Here is a 17,425-nt window from a genome sequence, read left to right on the forward strand (position 1 = left end):
AACCCGCTGACGCAGTTCGCGCGCCCCGCTCAGCCGGTGCAGAGAAACAGGCTGCCGCCCGTTAGGGGCGAACCCGCCTGCGGCAGTTCGAGTACCCCGCTCAGCCGGTGCAGAGAAAAAGGCTGCCGCCTGCGCAGTTCCGTTCGCTTCTCAAGCGGCAGTTTAACAAATAAAGACCATTCAATAAATCTAAATTATATATACAGTTAAAAATGAGGAGGAATTAACAATGGGAAGAGCATTGATCATCGGCTGCGGCGGCGTTGCCGGCGTAGTTATCCACAAGTGCTGCCAGAACAGCGACGTTTTTGAGGAGATCATGATCGCGTCCCGCACCAAGAGCAAGTGCGATGCCATCAAGGAAAAGCTGGACGGTACGACCGCAACCAAGATCCGCACCGCCAAGGTGGACGCGGACAACGTGGACGAGCTGTGCGCGCTCATCGACGAGTACAAGCCGGACATCGTGATGAACATTGCGCTGCCGTATCAGGACCTGACCATCATGGATGCGTGCCTCAAGTGCGGCGTAAACTACATGGATACTGCCAACTACGAGCCGGAGGACACCGACGATCCGGAGTGGCGCGCCATTTACGAGAAGCGCTGCAAGGACGAGGGCTTTACCGCGTACTTCGACTACTCCTGGCAGTGGGCGTACAAGAAAAAGTTTGAGGAGGCCGGTCTGACCGCTCTGCTCGGTTCCGGCTTTGACCCGGGTGTAACGCAGGCGTACTGCGCTTACGCACAGAAGCACCTGTTCGATGAAATCGACACCATCGACATTCTGGACTGCAACGGCGGCGACCACGGCTATCCGTTTGCGACCAACTTCAACCCGGAGATCAATCTGCGTGAGGTATCCGCGCCCGGTTCGTACTGGGAGAATGGTCACTGGGTGGAGATCCCGGCGATGAGCATCAAGCGCGAGTACGACTTCGATCAGGTCGGCCACAAGGACATGTACCTGCTCCACCACGAGGAGATCGAGTCCCTGGCGAAGAATATTCCGGGCGTGCAGCGTATCCGCTTCTTCATGACCTTCGGTCAGTCCTATCTGACCCACATGAAGTGTCTGGAGAACGTCGGCATGCTGTCCACCACCCCGATCGAGTTTGAAGGCCACCAGATCGTGCCGATCCAGTTCCTCAAGGCGCTGCTGCCCGATCCGGCAACGCTCGGTCCGCGCACCAAGGGCAAGACCAACATCGGCTGCATCTTCACCGGCAAGAAGGACGGCAAGGAAAAGACCGCCTACATTTACAACGTCTGCGACCACGAGGAGTGCTACCGCGAGGTCGGCTCGCAGGCCATCAGCTATACCACCGGCGTTCCGGCGATGATCGGCGCGGCGATGCTGCTGACCGGCAAGTGGAACAAGCCGGGCGTGTACACGGTCGAGGAGTTTGATCCCGATCCGTACATGGAGGCGCTGAACAAGTGGGGTCTGCCGTGGCAGATCAACGACAAGCCGGTACTGGTGGACTGATATGAAATTTACTGAGCTTCCTACGCCCTGCTACCTGCTCGATGAAAACCGTCTGGTGCAGAATCTGGCCGTCCTGCGGGACGTTGCCAGACGCACCGGCGCGAAGATCCTGCTGGCGCAGAAGGCGTTCTCGATGTTTTCCGTGTACCCGCTGATTCGGGAGTATCTGGCGGGCACAACGGCCTCCGGTCTGTACGAGGCACGGCTCGGTCATGAGGAATTCGGCGGCGAGACCCATGTCTACGCACCGGCCTACGCGGAGGGCGAGTTCCGCGAGATCCTGGAGTACGCCGACCACATTGTGTTCAACTCGTTCACGCAGTGGAAGGCCTACGGCAGCCTTGCCCGCGCGGCAGGGAAGAGCTGCGGCCTGCGGCTCAATCCGGAGTGCTCCACGCAGCCGAGCGACCACGCGATGTATGACCCGTGCGGTCCGGATTCGCGCCTTGGCATTACGATAGAGAATTTTCAGCCGGAGCTGCTCGACGGCATTGAAGGCTTCCACTTCCACACGCTCTGCGAGCAGAATTCGGACGATCTGGTGCGGACTGTCGCTGCATTTGAGCAGAATTTCGGCCAGTATATGGATGGCCTGAAATGGCTCAACCTCGGCGGCGGCCACCATATCACCCGCGCGGATTACGATGTGGAAACGCTGGTGCACTGCATTGATTATCTGCAGAAAAAGTACAAGGTGCAGGTTTATCTGGAGCCGGGCGAGGCCGTTGTGCTGAATGCGGGCTATCTGGTCGCCACCGTGCTTGAGGTGATGCACAACCATAAGGACATTGCGATTCTGGATACCTCGGCGGCGTGCCATATGCCGGACGTGCTCGAGGTGCCGTACCGTCCGCCGGTGTACCGCGGCGGCGAGCCGGGGAAGAAGGCGTTCACCTATCTGCTGACCGGCCGCTCCTGCCTCGCAGGCGACGTCATCGGTGAGTATTCGTTCGATGTGGCGCTCGGCGCCGGTGAGCAGGTCGTGTTCGAGGACATGGCGCTCTACACCATGGTCAAGACCAATACGTTTAACGGCATGCCGCTGCCGCTGATCGCCATTCGGCGCGCCGACGGCACGGATGAGGTCGTGCGGATGTTCGGGTATGAGGAGTTTAAGCGGAGACTTTCCTGATGGAGACGAGGAGATCGGCTCGGCTGCCAAAGTATGATTACGGAAAGCAGGGCGTCTATTTTGTGACGCTCTGCACGCAGGATCGTGCGTGTATTTTGTGGAATGACACGGATATATGCTATCCCGTAGAGGCGAACATTGTTCGCCTGCCTGCGGATGTACCGCTGTCTGCGATTGGACATTTGGTGCAAGCGGGAATCAACAATATTCCACTGCATTATCCGAATATTTCCGTGGATATTGCGGCGATTATGCCAAACCATGTACATCTGCTGCTATGCGTTAGCTCGCTGTTCGGGCGCACACTGTGCGCCCCTACGGTGGAGACGGAAGCGCCGGGGATAAACGTAGGGGCGAACAGTGTTCGCCCACATCCGGCAAAAGGCATCGACCGGTCCGGGCGCACACTGTGCGCCCCTACGATTTCGCGTGTGATAAAACAATTAAAGGAATTCGTAACGAAACAGGTTGGGTATTCCATATGGCAGCGGTCGTTTTATGACCATGTCATTCGGGATGATGCGGATTACGCCGTGAAATACAATTATATTTTGGATAATCCACGCAGATGGGCAGAGGACGAATATTACAGCAACAGGTAATAAGTTGTAAATCGCCTGACCGTAGGGTGCGCCGACTTCGGCGCACCGCATTCCAGCGAATATCACCGGATTATAGTCCGTGGCATACGCTGTCGTTAATGTATTCCGTTGCTGTGAAATTTGCCCTGCGGTTTACAAACGGTGCGCCGACCTCGGCGCACCCTACGGGATAGCGTGAGCTTGTATTTATCTGTTAGTATATTCGCTGGCATGTATCGTATAGGCAAGTTGCTGTCAACTGCGTCATATCCCTTGACAAACCCGGATTTAACAGCTATACTATTAAAGTTAATACACAAATGCAGTGAAAAAGAGGAGTATTTTTCCTTTGCGCGTTTAGAGAGGGTGCGGTCGGTGCAAGCACCTCGGCGGGGAAGAAGAAGGTCGCTTTGGAGCAGAACAGCCGAATGTTCGTTAAGCTGTTCCGTCTAACCCGCGTTACGGGGCAACGAGTGCGCGTCTTTACGCGAATTCAGGTGGTACCACGGAGCATACTTCGTCCTGTTGTCGGGATGAGTATGCTCTTTTTTGTTTGCACAGAGGTATCCCGCATGTATATCGTAAATCAAATTGAAGGAGATAGATCAATGAGCGAACTGCCTAAGACCTACGACCCGAAATCGGTCGAGGACAAGCTGTACAAGTTCTGGGTCGATTCCGGCTTCTTCCACGCCGAGGTCAATCCGGACAAGAAACCGTACACCATCGTTATCCCGCCTCCGAATGTTACCGGCCAGCTGCACATGGGCCACGCATTCGACGAGACCTTGCAGGATATCCTCATCCGCACCAAGCGCATGCAGGGCTACGAGGCGCTGTGGATGCCGGGCACCGATCACGCCGGTATTGCAACCCAGATTAAAGTAGAGGAGAACCTCCGCAAGGAGGAGGGCCTGACCCGTTACGACCTCGGCCGCGAGGAGTTCCTCAAGCGCGTCTGGGCGTGGAAGGACAAGTTCGGCAGCCGCATTATCAGCCAGCTCAAAAAGCTCGGCACCTCCTGCGACTGGGATCGCGAGCGCTTCACCATGGACGAGGGCTGCTCCAAGGCGGTCCGCGAGGTATTCGTAAACCTGTACAACAAGGGCCTGATCTACAAGGGCCACCGCATCATCAACTGGTGCCCGCACTGCGCAACTGCGCTGTCCGACGCTGAGGTTGAGTACGAAACCCAGCCGGGCAAGCTGTGGCACATCCGCTATCCGCTGGCGGACGGCTCGGGCGACCTCGTTGTTGCGACCACCCGTCCGGAGACCTTCATGGGCGATACCGGCGTTGCTGTCAACCCGAACGACGAGCGCTACAAGCACCTCATCGGCAAGACCTGCATCCTCCCGATCATGAACCGCGAAATTCCGATCTTCGGTGACGAGTACGTTGACATGGAGTTCGGTACCGGCTGTGTTAAGGTTACGCCGTGCCACGACCCGAACGACTTCGAGATGGGTCAGCGCCATGACCTCGAGCAGATTCTCGTGTTCAACGAGGACGCGACCGTCAACGCAAACGGCGGCAAGTACGAGGGCATGGACCGCTACGAGTGCCGCAAGGCGGTTGTCAAGGACCTCGAGGAAGGCGGCTGGCTGGTCAAGATCGAGGACCACGAGCACAACGTCGGCACCTGCTACCGCTGCGGTACGACCGTTGAGCCGATGACCTCGGCGCAGTGGTTCGTCAAGATGGCGCCGCTCGCCAAGCCCGCTATGGATGTTGTAAACGAGGGCAAGACCAAGTTCGTGCCCGACCGCTTCTCCAAGACCTACCTGCGCTGGATGGAAAACGTACACGATTGGTGTATCTCCCGTCAGCTGTGGTGGGGTCACCGCATTCCGGCGTTCTACTGCGACGACTGCGGTGAGATGACCGTTTCCAAGACCGATGTATGCACTTGCCCGAAGTGCGGCAGCACGCATATCCGTCAGGAGGAAGACGTACTGGATACCTGGTTCTCGTCCGCTCTGTGGCCGTTCTCCACGCTCGGCTGGCCGGATAAGACCAAGGAGCTCGACTATTTCTACCCGACCTCTACGCTCGTTACCGGCTACGACATTATCTTCTTCTGGGTTGCCCGCATGATTTTCTCCGGTGTGGAGCACATGGGCGAAACCCCATTCGAGACGGTTTATATCCACGGTCTGGTGCGCGATGCACAGGGCCGCAAGATGTCCAAGTCGCTCGGCAACGGCATCGACCCGCTCGAGGTCATCGACCAGTACGGCGCGGACGCGCTGCGCTTCACCCTCGCAACCGGCAACAGCCCCGGAAACGACATGCGTTTCTCGGATGAGCGCGTACAGGCGTCCCGCAACTTCTGCAACAAGATCTGGAACGCATCCCGCTTTATCCAGATGAACCTGACCATCGACAAGGACAAGGCAGTCGAGCTGCCGAGCGACCTTGCCATCGAGGACAAGTGGATTATCAGCAAGTTCAACACGCTGGTTGCCGATGTTACCCGCAACATCGACCAGTACGAGCTGGGCCTGGCAGCTGCCAAGCTGAACGACTTCATCTGGGAGAACTTCTGCGACTGGTATATCGAAATTGCAAAGACCCGTCTGCAGACCGGCGACGAGAACGTACAGAAGGTGCTGTGCTATGTGCTGAGCGGCGCGATGCAGCTGCTGCACCCGTTCATGCCGTTCATCACCGAGACCATCTGGCAGGCGCTGCCGCATGAGGGTCCGTCCGTTATGGTATCCGCATGGCCGGAGTACAAGGAGGAGCTGCACTTTGCCGCGGAGGAGGCACAGATGGAGAGCCTGATGGACGCTGTCCGCGCCATCCGCAACCGCCGTGCCGAGATGAACGTACCGCCCTCCAAGAAGGCCAAGGTGCTCATCCTGACCGAGAAGAAGGACACCTTCTCCGCAGGCGCAGGCTTCTTCCCGAAGCTGGCTTACGCTTCCGAGATTGAACTCATCGACGCCGTTCCGGCGGACGCTGCCAAGATGGCATCCGTAGTCACCGGCGACGCACAGATTTATATGCCGATGGGCGACCTCATCGACTTCGAGGCCGAGCGGGCCCGTCTCGGCAAGGAGAAGAGCAAGGTCGAGGCCGACATCGACTTCGTTATGAAGAAGCTGAACAACCCGAAGTTTGTCGATAAGGCACCCGAGAAGGTTGTTGCAGCCGAGCGCGAAAAGGCTGAAAAGCTGCGCGAGCACCTCGCAAAGCTGGAAGAGTCGATTGCAGCGCTGAACTAAAATAAGAAAGAGTGGAGAGTGAAGTGCTTTCCACTCTTTTCCTATCTTGTGCACGTATCCCGAAGGGTACGACTTGGCGCACCGTTTCTATCCGGTCTGTACAATCTAACCCGTAGGGGCGAACATTGTTCGCCCGCAGCACGACCGGAGCCTGTGCAAGGAACGGCCAAGCATCCGTTTAACCATAGTGCGGGCGCACAGTGTGCACCCCTACGGGATAACGTGTACCAATTGTTAGATGCGGTGCGCCGAGGTCGTACCCCAGGGCACCTTCTCTTGCCCCTCGGGCAATTCACCTTGTCGCACCCTACGGTATAGATGTAAATTAGCGTAGCTATCCGTAGCTAAGCGTAGCTATATATAAAATAACTGGTTATCCATGGATGTGTAGCTACACTTAGCTACACTTAGCTACGCTTTTATATAATGTATGTTGTCTTTGCCCGTTGCTGGCAGTTGCGGGTGCTACATAAACGATATTATCATAGTTCAGCAAATCATCTCTAAGATTTCTCAACTGACGCGATAACGATGTAGCGTTTAAGCTAACCCCGGTCGTCTCCTTCACCCATCCGGTAAGCTCGCTCGCGGTGCCCTGCCAGCCTGCGGGATTCTCCCGGACGAGCCGTTCGGCGGTCTGCACGAGCGGGTCGGCGCGGTAGCGTTCCTCGGCGGTACGCGCGGCTTTGTCCGCCACCGGATGCCAGCGGCACGTCTGCTTATCAAACTGCAGCTCCAGATCCTCGGAGATCACATCACGGCCTTCGCTGTAAAAGTGGGTGGTCTCGTCCGAGCGTTCCTCGCGCGCCATAACAAAGTTGGTATCGGACGCACCGTTGATGCCCTGTGTGCCCAGAATACGGGCAAACGGGTCGCCCGGCTCAGGCGCCTTGCGCAGATGGTGTACGAGCAGAATGCAGATATTATGCGCGTCCGCAATGTTTTTGAGAATGCCCATATCGCTGTAATCCTTGTCGTACAGGTTGGAGCCTGCGCGTGCGCTGACACGCACCTTCTGGAAGGTGTCGATAACGATGAGGCCGATGTTTGGCCACCGGTGCAGAAAGGCTTCGATCTGGTGCGGCAGACGGTCAGCGAGCGACCCCGCCAGCGTGCCGATGTAGCAGTTCTCGGGCGGCAGGCGGTCACCGAGAACGGTCTGTCCGCGCGACTGCAGACGCTGCTCGGAATCCTCCAGCGCCAGATAGAGTGTGTCGCACGGCTCGGTCTTTCGTCCGAAAAACGGCTCGCCCAGCGCCACGGAGATACATAGATCCAGTGCAAGCCAGCTTTTGCCGTATTTGGGCGGCGAGGCCAGAATCGCCAGTCCCTGCGGCAGCAGGCCGTCCACGATGTACCGGATAGACGGCAGCTCCTTGCACATCAGCCTGCGCAGCTCGTCCAGCCGAGGTGGTCAGGTCTGTTGTGCCGTCCGGCAGGGTCATGTGCTCCTGCATGAAGGCTTCCCGTTCCTCGATTTCCTTCTGGAACGCAAGCGACTGCTCGTCCGGCTCCTGCTCGGGAACGGGCATGTTTTCGTCATCATAGGCGTAATCCGGGTCGTAATTTACCGGATATCCGGACTTCATCTCGTTTTCATACATGAAAACACCTCCATTTCTTTGATTGATAGAATACGAACAAATGTTCGATTTGTCAAGAGGTATTTTCGGTGGGAGCGGATATCGGAAAATTGCTTTCTTATTTGCCCGAAATGTGCTATACTAATCTCACAAAACCATATAGATAGAGGAATAGCCAATGAAAGGAATCATTCTTGCCGCCGGTAAGGGCTCGCGCCTGTACCCGATGACACGTCCGGTATGCAAACCGCTGCTGCCGGTATACGATAAACCGATGATCTACTATCCGCTGGCTGCGCTCCTGCAGGCCGGTATCCGCGATATTCTTATCATCATCCCGCCCGGAGAGGAAGGCCCGTTCTACCGTCTGCTCGGTTCCGGCGGCCGCTTCGGCGTCAACATCACCTACGAGGTGCAGGAGGTTGCACGCGGCATCGCGGACGCGCTGCTCATCGGCTCCCAGTTCATCGGGGATGACTCGGTTTGCCTTGTTCTGGGCGATAATATCTTCTATTCCCCCAATTTCCAGGACTATCTGGACCGTGCTGTGCAGCAGAAATCCGGCGCCTGCGTGTTCGGCTACTATGTCGATGACCCGCGTGCATTCGGCGTTGTGGAGTTTGATGGTCAGGGCCGTGCTATTTCCATCGAGGAGAAGCCGCGCTATCCGAAGTCTAACTATATCATTCCGGGTCTGTATTTCTACGATAACTCGGTTATGGAGATTGCCCGCGGGCTCAAGCCCTCGGCAAGAGGCGAACTGGAGATTACGGATGTCAATATCGAGTACATGAAACGCGGTCAGCTGCACGTTGAAAAGCTCGACCGGGATTTCGTCTGGCTGGATGCCGGTACCGCCGACAATCTGCTCGAATCCGCACAGGTTGTCCGCCGCGTGCAGGATGAGACCGGCCGCTACATCGCATGTCCGGAGGAGATTGCGTACGCGCGCGGCTATATCAGCCGTCAGACGCTGCTCCGTCACGCCGCTGACCTCAGCAAAACGCTGTACGGCCGCTACTTAGAGTGCCTCTAAAGGAGAATCGCAAATGCCTGTTTATACCGAAACCAAAACCTACAAAACCAAGGCCCACATGGGCATGATCGACGTTACCGATGACTTCCGCGCAGCGGTGCAGAACGCCTGCCGCAAGACCGGCATGCAGTCCGGCACGATCACCGGCTTTACCACCGGCGGTGTTGCCGGCCTGACCACGCTTGAGTTTGAGCCGGGCATGGTCTACCATGACCTCAAGGCGGCGATGGACGTCTTTTCGCCCTACCGCGATGAGCAGGGAAACGTCATTTACTATCACCACCATGACACCTGGCACGATGATAACGGCTCGTCGCATATCAAGGCGGCGCTGCTCAGCCCGTTTATCGTTATCCCGTTCGTGAATGGCGAGATCACCATCGGCCCGTGGCAGAATCTGACCCTTGTGGAGTGCGATACCCGCAACCGCGTGCGGGATATTGTCTTTCAGGTGATGGGAGAATAAATCCTTTCTGATTAGGAATGGTAAAACAAAGCCCCGGTTTCGTCGCTTGACAAAACCGGGGCTTCGCGCTATAATATAGCTGACAAACGGCGGCTCTTGTAGGGAGAGCAGTCGTTCCTCAGTTCGATTTTTAGTCGAGAAGAAGCCGCTCTCTTTTAACTACCGGAGGGCGGTTATTTCTTTAGGGCAATACCGCCTTGATTATAGCATATCGTAATATGTACTGTCAATAAACCGTCCTTTTGGGCGGTTTTTGTGTTTAACTTCTCCTCACGCGCCGCGCAGCCGGAAAGATTAGCGTCCGCTAACTAAATAGCTTTTCTTTTTTCGATAAATGTGGTATAATATAAGCGTTCGAAAAATTTGAGTACGGTTCGGGAATCCCTGTGCCGTGCATAGAAATGGAGCGACAAAGCATGACTAAAATTGATATTATTTCCGGTTTTCTGGGTGCCGGCAAGACGACCCTCATCAAGCGTCTGCTGGCCGATGCGCTCAAGGGTGAGCAGGTTGTTCTGATCGAGAACGAGTTCGGTGAGATCGGCATTGACGGCGGTTTCCTCAAGGATGCCGGCATTGTTGTAAACGAGATGAACGCAGGCTGCATCTGCTGCTCGCTGGTTGGCGACTTCGGCAAGGCGCTGCACGATGTTGTGGACCAGTACCATCCGGACCGCATCCTGATTGAGCCGTCCGGCGTCGGCAAGCTGTCGGATGTTATCGCTGCGGTACAGAACGCGCACCTCGAGGTTCAGCTGAACAGCTTTGTAACCGTTGTTGACGCGCTCAAGGCCAAGATGTACCTCAAGAACTTCGGTGAGTTTTTCGAGAATCAGGTGGCGCATGCCGGTGCCATCCTGCTGTCCCGCACGGCTGAGTGCCCGGAGAAGCGCCTCGACGAGACCGTTGCCATGCTGCGCGGCCTGAATGAGCACGCCCGCATCGTCACCACCCCGTGGAAGGACCTGACCGGTGAGCAGCTGCTCTCCACCATGGAAGGCAGCCGCGACCTCGTTGCGGAGGTTCTCGAGGAAATCGCGCACGAGCCGCACCACGAGCATCATCATCACCACCATGACCACGAGCATGATGAGCACGAACATGAGCATGAGCATGACCACGAGCATGACCATGAGGAGCACGAGCATCATCACGAGCATGACGAGCACTGCACCTGCGGCTGCCACGATCACGACCATGAGCATCACCACGATCATGACCACGAGCACCATCATCACGACCACGACGGTCACTGCTGCTGCGGTCACGACCACGACCACGATGCTGACGAGGTATTCACCTCCTGGGGTAAGGAAACGACCCACAAGTACACCGAGGCAGAGCTTAACGCGGCTCTTACCGCGCTCGGCGATGTTACGCTCGGCACCGTACTGCGTGCAAAGGGCATCGTTCCGTGTGCAGACGGCGGCGAGTGGCTGCACTTTGACTACGTTCCGGGCGCACCCGAAATCCGCCGCGGCGCTGCCGATTACACCGGCCGTCTGTGCGTCATCGGCTCCGAGCTGGATGAGGAGCGCATCGCTGCTCTGTTCGGCGTAAACGAAAAGTGAGGTAACCAGATATGGCTAACGAACCCATTCCGGTATACGTCTTTACCGGCTTTCTGGAGAGCGGCAAGACCAAGTTCATTCAGGACATTCTCGCGGACCCGAACTTTACCGAGAACGAGCGCACGGTGCTGCTGCTGTGCGAAGAAGGCATCGAGGAATACGACGAGAAGTGGCTGCTGCACTACGGCACCGCGCTTGTGCCGATCGAGTCCGAGGACCGTCTGACGCCGAATATCCTCAAGCGCGTGGAGCAGAAATACCAGCCGGACCGCATTCTTGTTGAGTACAACGGCATGTGGAAGCTGGAAAAGCTGATGCAGGCATTTCCTGCCCGTTGGGAGCTGTACCAGATCGTCACCACGGTCGATGCGACCACGTTTGAGCTGTATTCCAACAACATCGGCCCGATGATGTTTGAGCATATCACCACTGCGGATCTGGTTGTGTTCAACCGCTGCACGGATGAGCTGAAGGATATGCTGTACAAGAAGAACATCAAGGCGATGAATCCGCGTGCGGCAATCTATCTGGATGACGTGAACGGCAATTCCGAGGACTACGCCCGCAATATGCCGCTGCCGTTTGATGTGGATGCGGATATCATCGACATCGGGCCGGAGGACTACGGCCTGTGGTACATTGACGCCACCGGCGACCCGATGAAGTATGACGGCAAGACCGTCCGCTTTCTTGCCCAGGCATACGTCGGCAAGGATGTGCCCGCCGGCAGCTTCGTGCCCGGCCGCTTCGGCATGGTCTGCTGCGCGGATGACGTTACCTTCCTCGGCTTCCTCTGCCGCTATCCCGACCGCGATCAGCTGCATAACCGCGACTGGGTCAAGGTAACGGCGTCCATCACCGTCGAGGAGCTGCCGCAGTACCGCGGTCCCGGTCCGGTGCTGCATGCCATCACGGTAGAACCCGCCGAAAAGGCGAAGGAAGATATCGTTTACTTTAACTGAATCTTCTCCATACAACGTAAAAAGAGACGAGCCTGCCTGGCTCGTCTCTTTTCTGTATAAAAGCGCACTGACCGCTCGATTAGGCCTCGAACGGTCAGTGACTTAGTTCACTAACTTGTTATAGGGTCTGACTGCCTGAACAGCATCCCTTGGGGATGGTATACCCGAGCACCCCCGGTTTTGTCAAGTGCGGCAAAGCCGGGGTTTTGCTTTGCATGCAGCGATTACTGCCTGCTGATTGCTGATTTCTAATTAGAAAAGTGTGTCCCCCGTCACACAGCAGTGACGGGGGACAGAGACAAAAGGGGGGATACAGACGATTCATAAACTCCATGAACGTCTTTTGAAAGATCGGTGACGGCTTGAGGGATTAGCCGATGCCACCGTACATAACGCCGAGGATCAGTGCAAGAACTGCACAGATAACGTATACCCACTTGCCGAGCGGGAAGAACCAGCCGCCGATCGGCTTCTTAGCGCCTTCGTTAACAGCAGCAATTGCCTTTTCCTTGCCCAGTACCCAGAAGAACATAACGCCGGCCAGAGCAGCGCCGAGCGGGCAGATGTAAATGGAAACAACGTCCATCCACTGAGAGGTCCACGGCTGGATTGCGATGGAAACGACCAGACCGATTACACCGATGGTGCCAACGGCTGCTGCACGCTTAAACTTGAACTGCTCCTGCAGGAAAGCGATCGGTGCTTCGTACAGGTTTACGATGGAGGATACGCCTGCGAACAGTACGCAGATGTAGAAGATCGCGCCGATGATACGGCCGGCAGGCATTGCGTTGAATACGTTTACGAGGTAAACGAACATCAGGCCGGGGCCGCCGGATACGTCGCGGATGCCTTCGCCCAGAACAACTGCCATTGCCGGAATGATAACGACTGCTGCCAGCAGAGCTGCAAGGGTATCAAATACTGCTACGTTGCGTGCGGAGGACGGGATATCCTCGCTCTTGGACAGGTAGGAACCGTAGATTACAGAACCGTTGCCTGCAACAGACAGGGAGAAGAACGCCTGACCGAATGCAAATACCCACAGGTCGGGCTTGAGCAGACCAGCCGGATTCAGGGTCAGAATGTACTTATAGCCTTCGGATGCGCCGGGCAGCGTGCCGATGTAGATTGCCAGTACGAGGAACAGACCGAACAGAACCGGCATCATGACCTTGTTGGCCTTCTCAATGCCGCCTGCAACGCCCATTACCATGATGGCAAGGGAAACTACCAGTGCAACGATCTGCCATACGCCGTTGCCGATGCCGAAGAAGCCAGCCGACGCCATTGCCTTGAGGGCTTCGGGAAGCGTTTCTGCCTCCGGTGCGGTCATGCCGAAGGTGCCGCCGATTGCGCCCATGTCCGTGCCGAGATTGAACAGGCTGCCGGAGAGGGACATGAAGGTGTACTTGAAGATCCAGCCGAGAACGACCGTGTAGCCGATTGCCAGCATCAATGCACCGATGATCGGGATCGCGCCGATCGCCTTACCGGATTTATCACTGCCGGTGCGCTCCTTGGTACACATACCGAACGCACCAACCGGACCTGCGGCTGCACGACGGCCGAGAGCGAACTCCTCGATAACGCCGGTACTGCCGATCAAAATTACAAAGATGAAATAGGGAAGCAGGAAGGTCATGCCGCCGTACTTCTGCACCATGATCGGGAAACGCCAGATGTTGCCCATACCAACCGCAGAACCGATACATGCCAGAATGAATCCCCACTTACTCTGGAAACCATCTCTCTGTTCTAAGTTTTTAGGCTCTTTACTCATTATCTTACACCCCTTTAATGTGTAAATGGATAGAAAAAAGGCGTTCTCTTTGCCGCAGAAACTGTTTAGTTTTCTGGCAAAAAGAACGCCTTTGTTCTTTGCTTTCCTGTGCACTTTCCACGCGGCACAGGTTACGCCCTGATTATCAAGTTATAAAAAGGTCAGGAGAAATTCCTGTTATGCAATGCCGCGGCGCCTTTGCTGCGGCATTGGCGGAAATACCGCACAATTTATACAATTATGCGGTATCGCCTTTGACGAAAGGATGGAACAGGGGATTATTTCTCTTCGTTAGCGTACGGCTCCAGGAATGCGTGGAAGTGACGCATCGGCAGATTGTGACCCCAAACAATACGCATGTTCGGAATGTTCTCACGATCCTCGTACAGAGCCTTAACAGCTGCGATTACATAGTCCAGATGCTCCTTGGTCAGACGGCTGCGGTCGATTGCGAAGCGAACTACGTTACATACTTCAGCCTGCTGCTCCGGGGTCTTCAGGTCATACTCCATGGAGTAGTCGCCCAGCTCGGATACACGGATGCCGTAGCGGCGGATCAGCTCAAGGCTGAAGCCCTCACCAGCGAAGGTGTCGTGGCCGCGCTTGCCGTCGAAGAACTCATCCATGTTGATGTATACAGCGTGGCCGCCTGCCGGCAGTACAACGCCCTTAACGCCAGCGTCGTAGAAGCCTTCTGCCAGGTAGTTACACTGAGCAACACGCTCGTTCATGTAGTTAAAGTCGCAGGACTCGTACAGGCCAACTGCCAGAGCCATGATATCACGGCCGGACATGCCGCCGTAGGAATCGTTGCCGTAGCAGGAGATCTGCTTAACCTTCAGCAGAACGCCAACGTCGGTCTTAACGGTGCCGTCTTCGTTGAAGTCGGAGAAGTCTTCCAGAACAGGCCCTTATCGCGGAATGCCAGCATACCGCCCATGTTAGCGTGGCCGTCCTTCTTAGCGGACATGGTGAATGCGTCGCAGTAAGAGAACATCTCGGTAGCGATCTCAGCGATGGACTTGTCAGCGTAGCCTTCCTCATTCATCTTGATGAAGTAAGCGTTCTCAGCCCAACGAGCGGTATCGAATACCAGCGGGATGTTGTACTTATGCGCAACGCGGTTGATTTCCTTCAGGTTGCCCATGGAAACGGCCTGGCCGCAAACCGGGTTGTTGGTGATGCAGGTGAAGATCAGCGGAACGTTCTCCGGACCTACGCTCTGAATCAGCTGCTCCAGCTTCTCGATATCCATGTTGCCCTTGAACGGGTTCTTCTCGTAACGGCCGCCTTCCGGTACTTCCCACAGCAGGGTCTTGTTGTACAGGTTACGCGGAATGGAACCCATCTGCTTGATGTTGCCTTCGGTGGTGTCGAAGTGACCATTCGACGGAATGGTGAACTTCTTGCCCGGGTGACGCTTAGCAAGGATGTTGCGAACGATTTCCATCAGAACGGACTCAGCTGCACGGCCCTGCTGGATGATAAATGCGTTCGGGCGCTCCATCTGAGCTGCGCCGCCATTGAACAGGCCGCCTTCGTACTCGCACAGATAAACTTCGTCCATCATCTTCTCAACGTCGCGGCAATCGGTGCGAACGAGGTCGATGATCTTCTTCCAGTTCTTCTCGCCGCCGCGCTCGAAGATGTCGCGGAAGGTGTCGAGCAGAACGTAATAACCGGTGTTGCGGCCGTAAGCCTCGTCGCCGAGGAACAGGCTTGCCCACTGATGATTGGTCATTGCAGTGGTACCGGAGTCGGACAGCATATCAACGGTCAGCATGCCGGACGGGAATGCGAACTCGTTGTAATGAGTAGCCTGAAGAGCGCGCTCACGCTGCTCAACGGTTACTTCCGGAAGATCACGGACTGCGTAAGTGAAATGATGGGGTGCGGGTACGTTCAGCGGATACTGCTTGCTCATAATAAATTACCTCCAGTTGTGTGTTTTGGAGGTACCCCGGTTGTCAAAGCCGGTTTTCCGGTTCCGGCTTTGCTTAGCGGACAGCACCTTTCTTTTTTGCTGTTTTCTTTTCTTTTTGGTTTGCCTTACGGCAGGAGAGCGGTTACCTCAATCTCGACGAGAGCGTCCTTGGGAAGTCTTGCAACCTCCACAGCGGAGCGTGCCGGGTAGCTGCCTTCACCGAAGAAGGTGGCGTAAACCTCGTTCATCGCGCCGAAATTGTTCATGTCGCTCAGGAAGACGGTAGTCTTGATCACCTGATCCATACCGGTTCCTGCCTCAGCAAGGATTGCCTTTACATTGGTGAGCGACTGCTTGGTCTGTGCTGCGATCCCTTCCGGAAAAGCACCGGTTGCGGGATCGATCGGAAGCTGACCCGAAGTAAATACGATACCGTTTGCTGCAATTGCCTGTGCATACGGGCCGATGGCTGCGGGTGCGTGTTCCGAACAGATAACCTTTTTCATTTCCTGCTCAGCCTCCTTTCGTCCTTTCGTGAGATAAATTTATCACTTTTAAAATTCTTTGTCAAGATGTATTTGTGCAATTTGGATGAATGAATAAAAAAATCTCGCGTATTTATCAATATTATCAACAACTATTGTGAAAAATGATAATTTTGAACAGACTTTTTGTACAAAAATACTGCGTAAAATATTTACTTTTTTCACCTCGCACTTAGAAAAGTTTATTATTTTACAGAACATGGCAATTAAAGTGCGAATTTATAAAAAATTTTTGTTATCCTACTAAAACAATGCGATGAAGAATTCATGAAGAATCGCAGGGAGCGCGGCACTGCCGCGGAAAGTGATAAAAATTCCGACACCGGTCAACCGGGGGACTTGAACCGCCTGCGCGGTTCATTCTTTCCGGGCGGCAGCCTTTTTCAGCACCGGCTGAGCGGGGCACACGAACTGCGTTAGCGGGTTCGCCCTTTCTGGGCGGCAGCCTGTTTCTCTGCACCGGCTGACCGGGGCGCACGAACTGCCGCAGGCGTGTTCGCCCCTAACGGGCGGGGAGGTTTTCGCTGAACCTCAGCGGGGAGTGCGCCTACCCGGCGGGGGCACAAGAGGGTAGACACCTACGGTTTCCACCCTCTTATGAATCACCCCTTTCCCTTGGAGGGTCTGGCGCAGATTGCCGACATGTGACCGCTGCGAAATAAGGGGAACGGCAGAGGATTTTTTCTTCCGTGTCTTTCGCAACCTGTTCGCAGTGTCAGATACCGTTCTGCTACACAGGTCGGCTACTTCCAGCAGGCGCGACATAACAGTGTCGCGCGATTCTTTAGCACGTTATTATAGACAGCACCTGCGAGGATAAATTGTACCGAACGCCTAATTCGTAGGTGCTGTCCGCAAACTCCAGACTAACGAATTGCGCGGCACTGCTATGCCGCGCCTGCGTAGAGTAAACCACCTGTGTAGCAGTACGCTGTCTGTGAACTGCGAAAAAGCGGAGAAAGTCACGCAAGAGTAACCCGACTGCCGCGTCCTTTTCCTGCTTACGCAGTCTACCGTCTGCACCCAAGCTATCCCAACAAGGGAAACGGGTGTTCAAAGAGGGTAGAAACCGTAGGTGTCTACCCTTTTTGCCCCCGCGGCGGGTGCCGCACGTTCCCGCCGT

11 protein-coding genes, 1 pseudogene and 1 other annotated feature are annotated in these 17,425 nt (G+C 55.7%); of the genes and pseudogenes, 8 read left to right on the forward strand and 4 right to left on the reverse strand.

The features are described from left to right. The first annotated feature begins 229 nt into the window (after window positions 1-229). From DXB00_RS11440 to DXB00_RS11455, 4 genes are all read left to right on the forward strand, one after another. Window positions 230-1,489 (forward strand): saccharopine dehydrogenase family protein, encoded by a 1,260-nt coding sequence (locus DXB00_RS11440; RefSeq protein WP_118564051.1) that lies wholly within the window; start codon window positions 230-232, stop codon window positions 1,487-1,489. Window position 1,490: 1 nt separating this feature from the next. Next, window positions 1,491-2,621: a carboxynorspermidine decarboxylase gene (gene nspC / locus DXB00_RS11445; protein WP_118728921.1), complete on the forward strand. Its 1,131-nt coding sequence runs from the start codon at window positions 1,491-1,493 to the stop codon at window positions 2,619-2,621. Then, the gene (locus tag DXB00_RS11450; RefSeq protein ID WP_118728922.1) at window positions 2,621-3,223 is read left to right on the forward strand and encodes a transposase; all 603 of its coding nucleotides are present in this window, start codon (window positions 2,621-2,623) and stop codon (window positions 3,221-3,223) included. The genes nspC and DXB00_RS11450 overlap by 1 nt, the downstream gene beginning before the upstream one ends. Window positions 3,224-3,518: 295 nt before the next feature. Further along, window positions 3,519-3,730: a binding site (T-box leader), on the forward strand. A gap of 80 nt (window positions 3,731-3,810) precedes the next feature. Continuing rightward, on the forward strand, window positions 3,811-6,432 hold the full coding sequence (locus DXB00_RS11455; protein ID WP_119214956.1) for a valine--tRNA ligase: 2,622 nt from the start codon (window positions 3,811-3,813) through the stop codon (window positions 6,430-6,432). A 397-nt stretch (window positions 6,433-6,829) separates the two neighbouring features. Here DXB00_RS11455 and DXB00_RS11460 read toward each other — a convergent pair whose 3' ends face one another. Continuing rightward, on the reverse strand, window positions 6,830-7,816 hold the full coding sequence (locus DXB00_RS11460) for an AAA family ATPase (RefSeq protein ID WP_119214957.1): 987 nt from the start codon (window positions 7,814-7,816) through the stop codon (window positions 6,830-6,832). 377 nt (window positions 7,817-8,193) lie between these two features. On the opposite strand from DXB00_RS11460, the gene rfbA reads away from it, so the two are divergent. The 4 genes from rfbA (at window position 8,194) to DXB00_RS11480 (ending at window position 12,050) form a co-directional block, all read left to right on the forward strand. After that, on the forward strand, window positions 8,194-9,051 hold the full coding sequence (gene rfbA / locus DXB00_RS11465) for a glucose-1-phosphate thymidylyltransferase RfbA (protein WP_118478316.1): 858 nt from the start codon (window positions 8,194-8,196) through the stop codon (window positions 9,049-9,051). Between the two features lie 13 nt (window positions 9,052-9,064). Beyond that, window positions 9,065-9,517, forward strand: a complete 453-nt coding sequence (locus DXB00_RS11470) for a YjbQ family protein (protein ID WP_119214958.1) — start codon at window positions 9,065-9,067, stop codon at window positions 9,515-9,517. 416 nt (window positions 9,518-9,933) lie between these two features. After that, window positions 9,934-11,088 (forward strand): CobW family GTP-binding protein, encoded by a 1,155-nt coding sequence (locus DXB00_RS11475; protein ID WP_118728925.1) that lies wholly within the window; start codon window positions 9,934-9,936, stop codon window positions 11,086-11,088. Between the two features lie 11 nt (window positions 11,089-11,099). Next, window positions 11,100-12,050: a TIGR03943 family putative permease subunit gene (locus DXB00_RS11480; RefSeq protein WP_117488917.1), complete on the forward strand. Its 951-nt coding sequence runs from the start codon at window positions 11,100-11,102 to the stop codon at window positions 12,048-12,050. 370 nt (window positions 12,051-12,420) lie between these two features. On the opposite strand, the gene DXB00_RS11485 is transcribed toward DXB00_RS11480, so the two are convergent. From DXB00_RS11485 to DXB00_RS11495, 3 genes and pseudogenes are all read right to left on the reverse strand, one after another. Further along, the gene (locus DXB00_RS11485; RefSeq protein ID WP_117488915.1) at window positions 12,421-13,833 is read right to left on the reverse strand and encodes a sodium-dependent transporter; all 1,413 of its coding nucleotides are present in this window, start codon (window positions 13,831-13,833) and stop codon (window positions 12,421-12,423) included. A gap of 278 nt (window positions 13,834-14,111) precedes the next feature. Beyond that, window positions 14,112-15,757, reverse strand: a pseudogene (locus tag DXB00_RS11490) (tryptophanase). Between the two features lie 125 nt (window positions 15,758-15,882). Beyond that, window positions 15,883-16,263, reverse strand: coding sequence for a RidA family protein (locus DXB00_RS11495; protein ID WP_110435180.1), 381 nt, complete (start codon window positions 16,261-16,263; stop codon window positions 15,883-15,885). Window positions 16,264-17,425 lie beyond the last annotated feature (1,162 nt).

Origin of the sequence: Butyricicoccus sp. OF10-2 (assembly GCF_003481925.1) — a bacterium.
Lineage (GTDB): Bacteria > Bacillota > Clostridia > Oscillospirales > Butyricicoccaceae > Agathobaculum > Agathobaculum butyriciproducens.

Coding starts and splice junctions, on each gene's coding strand:
- DXB00_RS11450 (WP_118728922.1), top strand. CDS start 2,621: ATGGAGACGAGGAGATCGGCTCGGCTGCCAAAGTATGATTACGGAAAG.
- DXB00_RS11470 (WP_119214958.1), top strand. CDS start 9,065: ATGCCTGTTTATACCGAAACCAAAACCTACAAAACCAAGGCCCACATG.
- DXB00_RS11475 (WP_118728925.1), top strand. CDS start 9,934: ATGACTAAAATTGATATTATTTCCGGTTTTCTGGGTGCCGGCAAGACG.
- DXB00_RS11495 (WP_110435180.1), bottom strand. CDS start 16,263: ATGAAAAAGGTTATCTGTTCGGAACACGCACCCGCAGCCATCGGCCCG.
- rfbA (WP_118478316.1), top strand. CDS start 8,194: ATGAAAGGAATCATTCTTGCCGCCGGTAAGGGCTCGCGCCTGTACCCG.
- DXB00_RS11485 (WP_117488915.1), bottom strand. CDS start 13,833: ATGAGTAAAGAGCCTAAAAACTTAGAACAGAGAGATGGTTTCCAGAGT.
- nspC (WP_118728921.1), top strand. CDS start 1,491: ATGAAATTTACTGAGCTTCCTACGCCCTGCTACCTGCTCGATGAAAAC.
- DXB00_RS11480 (WP_117488917.1), top strand. CDS start 11,100: ATGGCTAACGAACCCATTCCGGTATACGTCTTTACCGGCTTTCTGGAG.
- DXB00_RS11440 (WP_118564051.1), top strand. CDS start 230: ATGGGAAGAGCATTGATCATCGGCTGCGGCGGCGTTGCCGGCGTAGTT.
- DXB00_RS11455 (WP_119214956.1), top strand. CDS start 3,811: ATGAGCGAACTGCCTAAGACCTACGACCCGAAATCGGTCGAGGACAAG.
- DXB00_RS11460 (WP_119214957.1), bottom strand. CDS start 7,816: ATGTGCAAGGAGCTGCCGTCTATCCGGTACATCGTGGACGGCCTGCTG.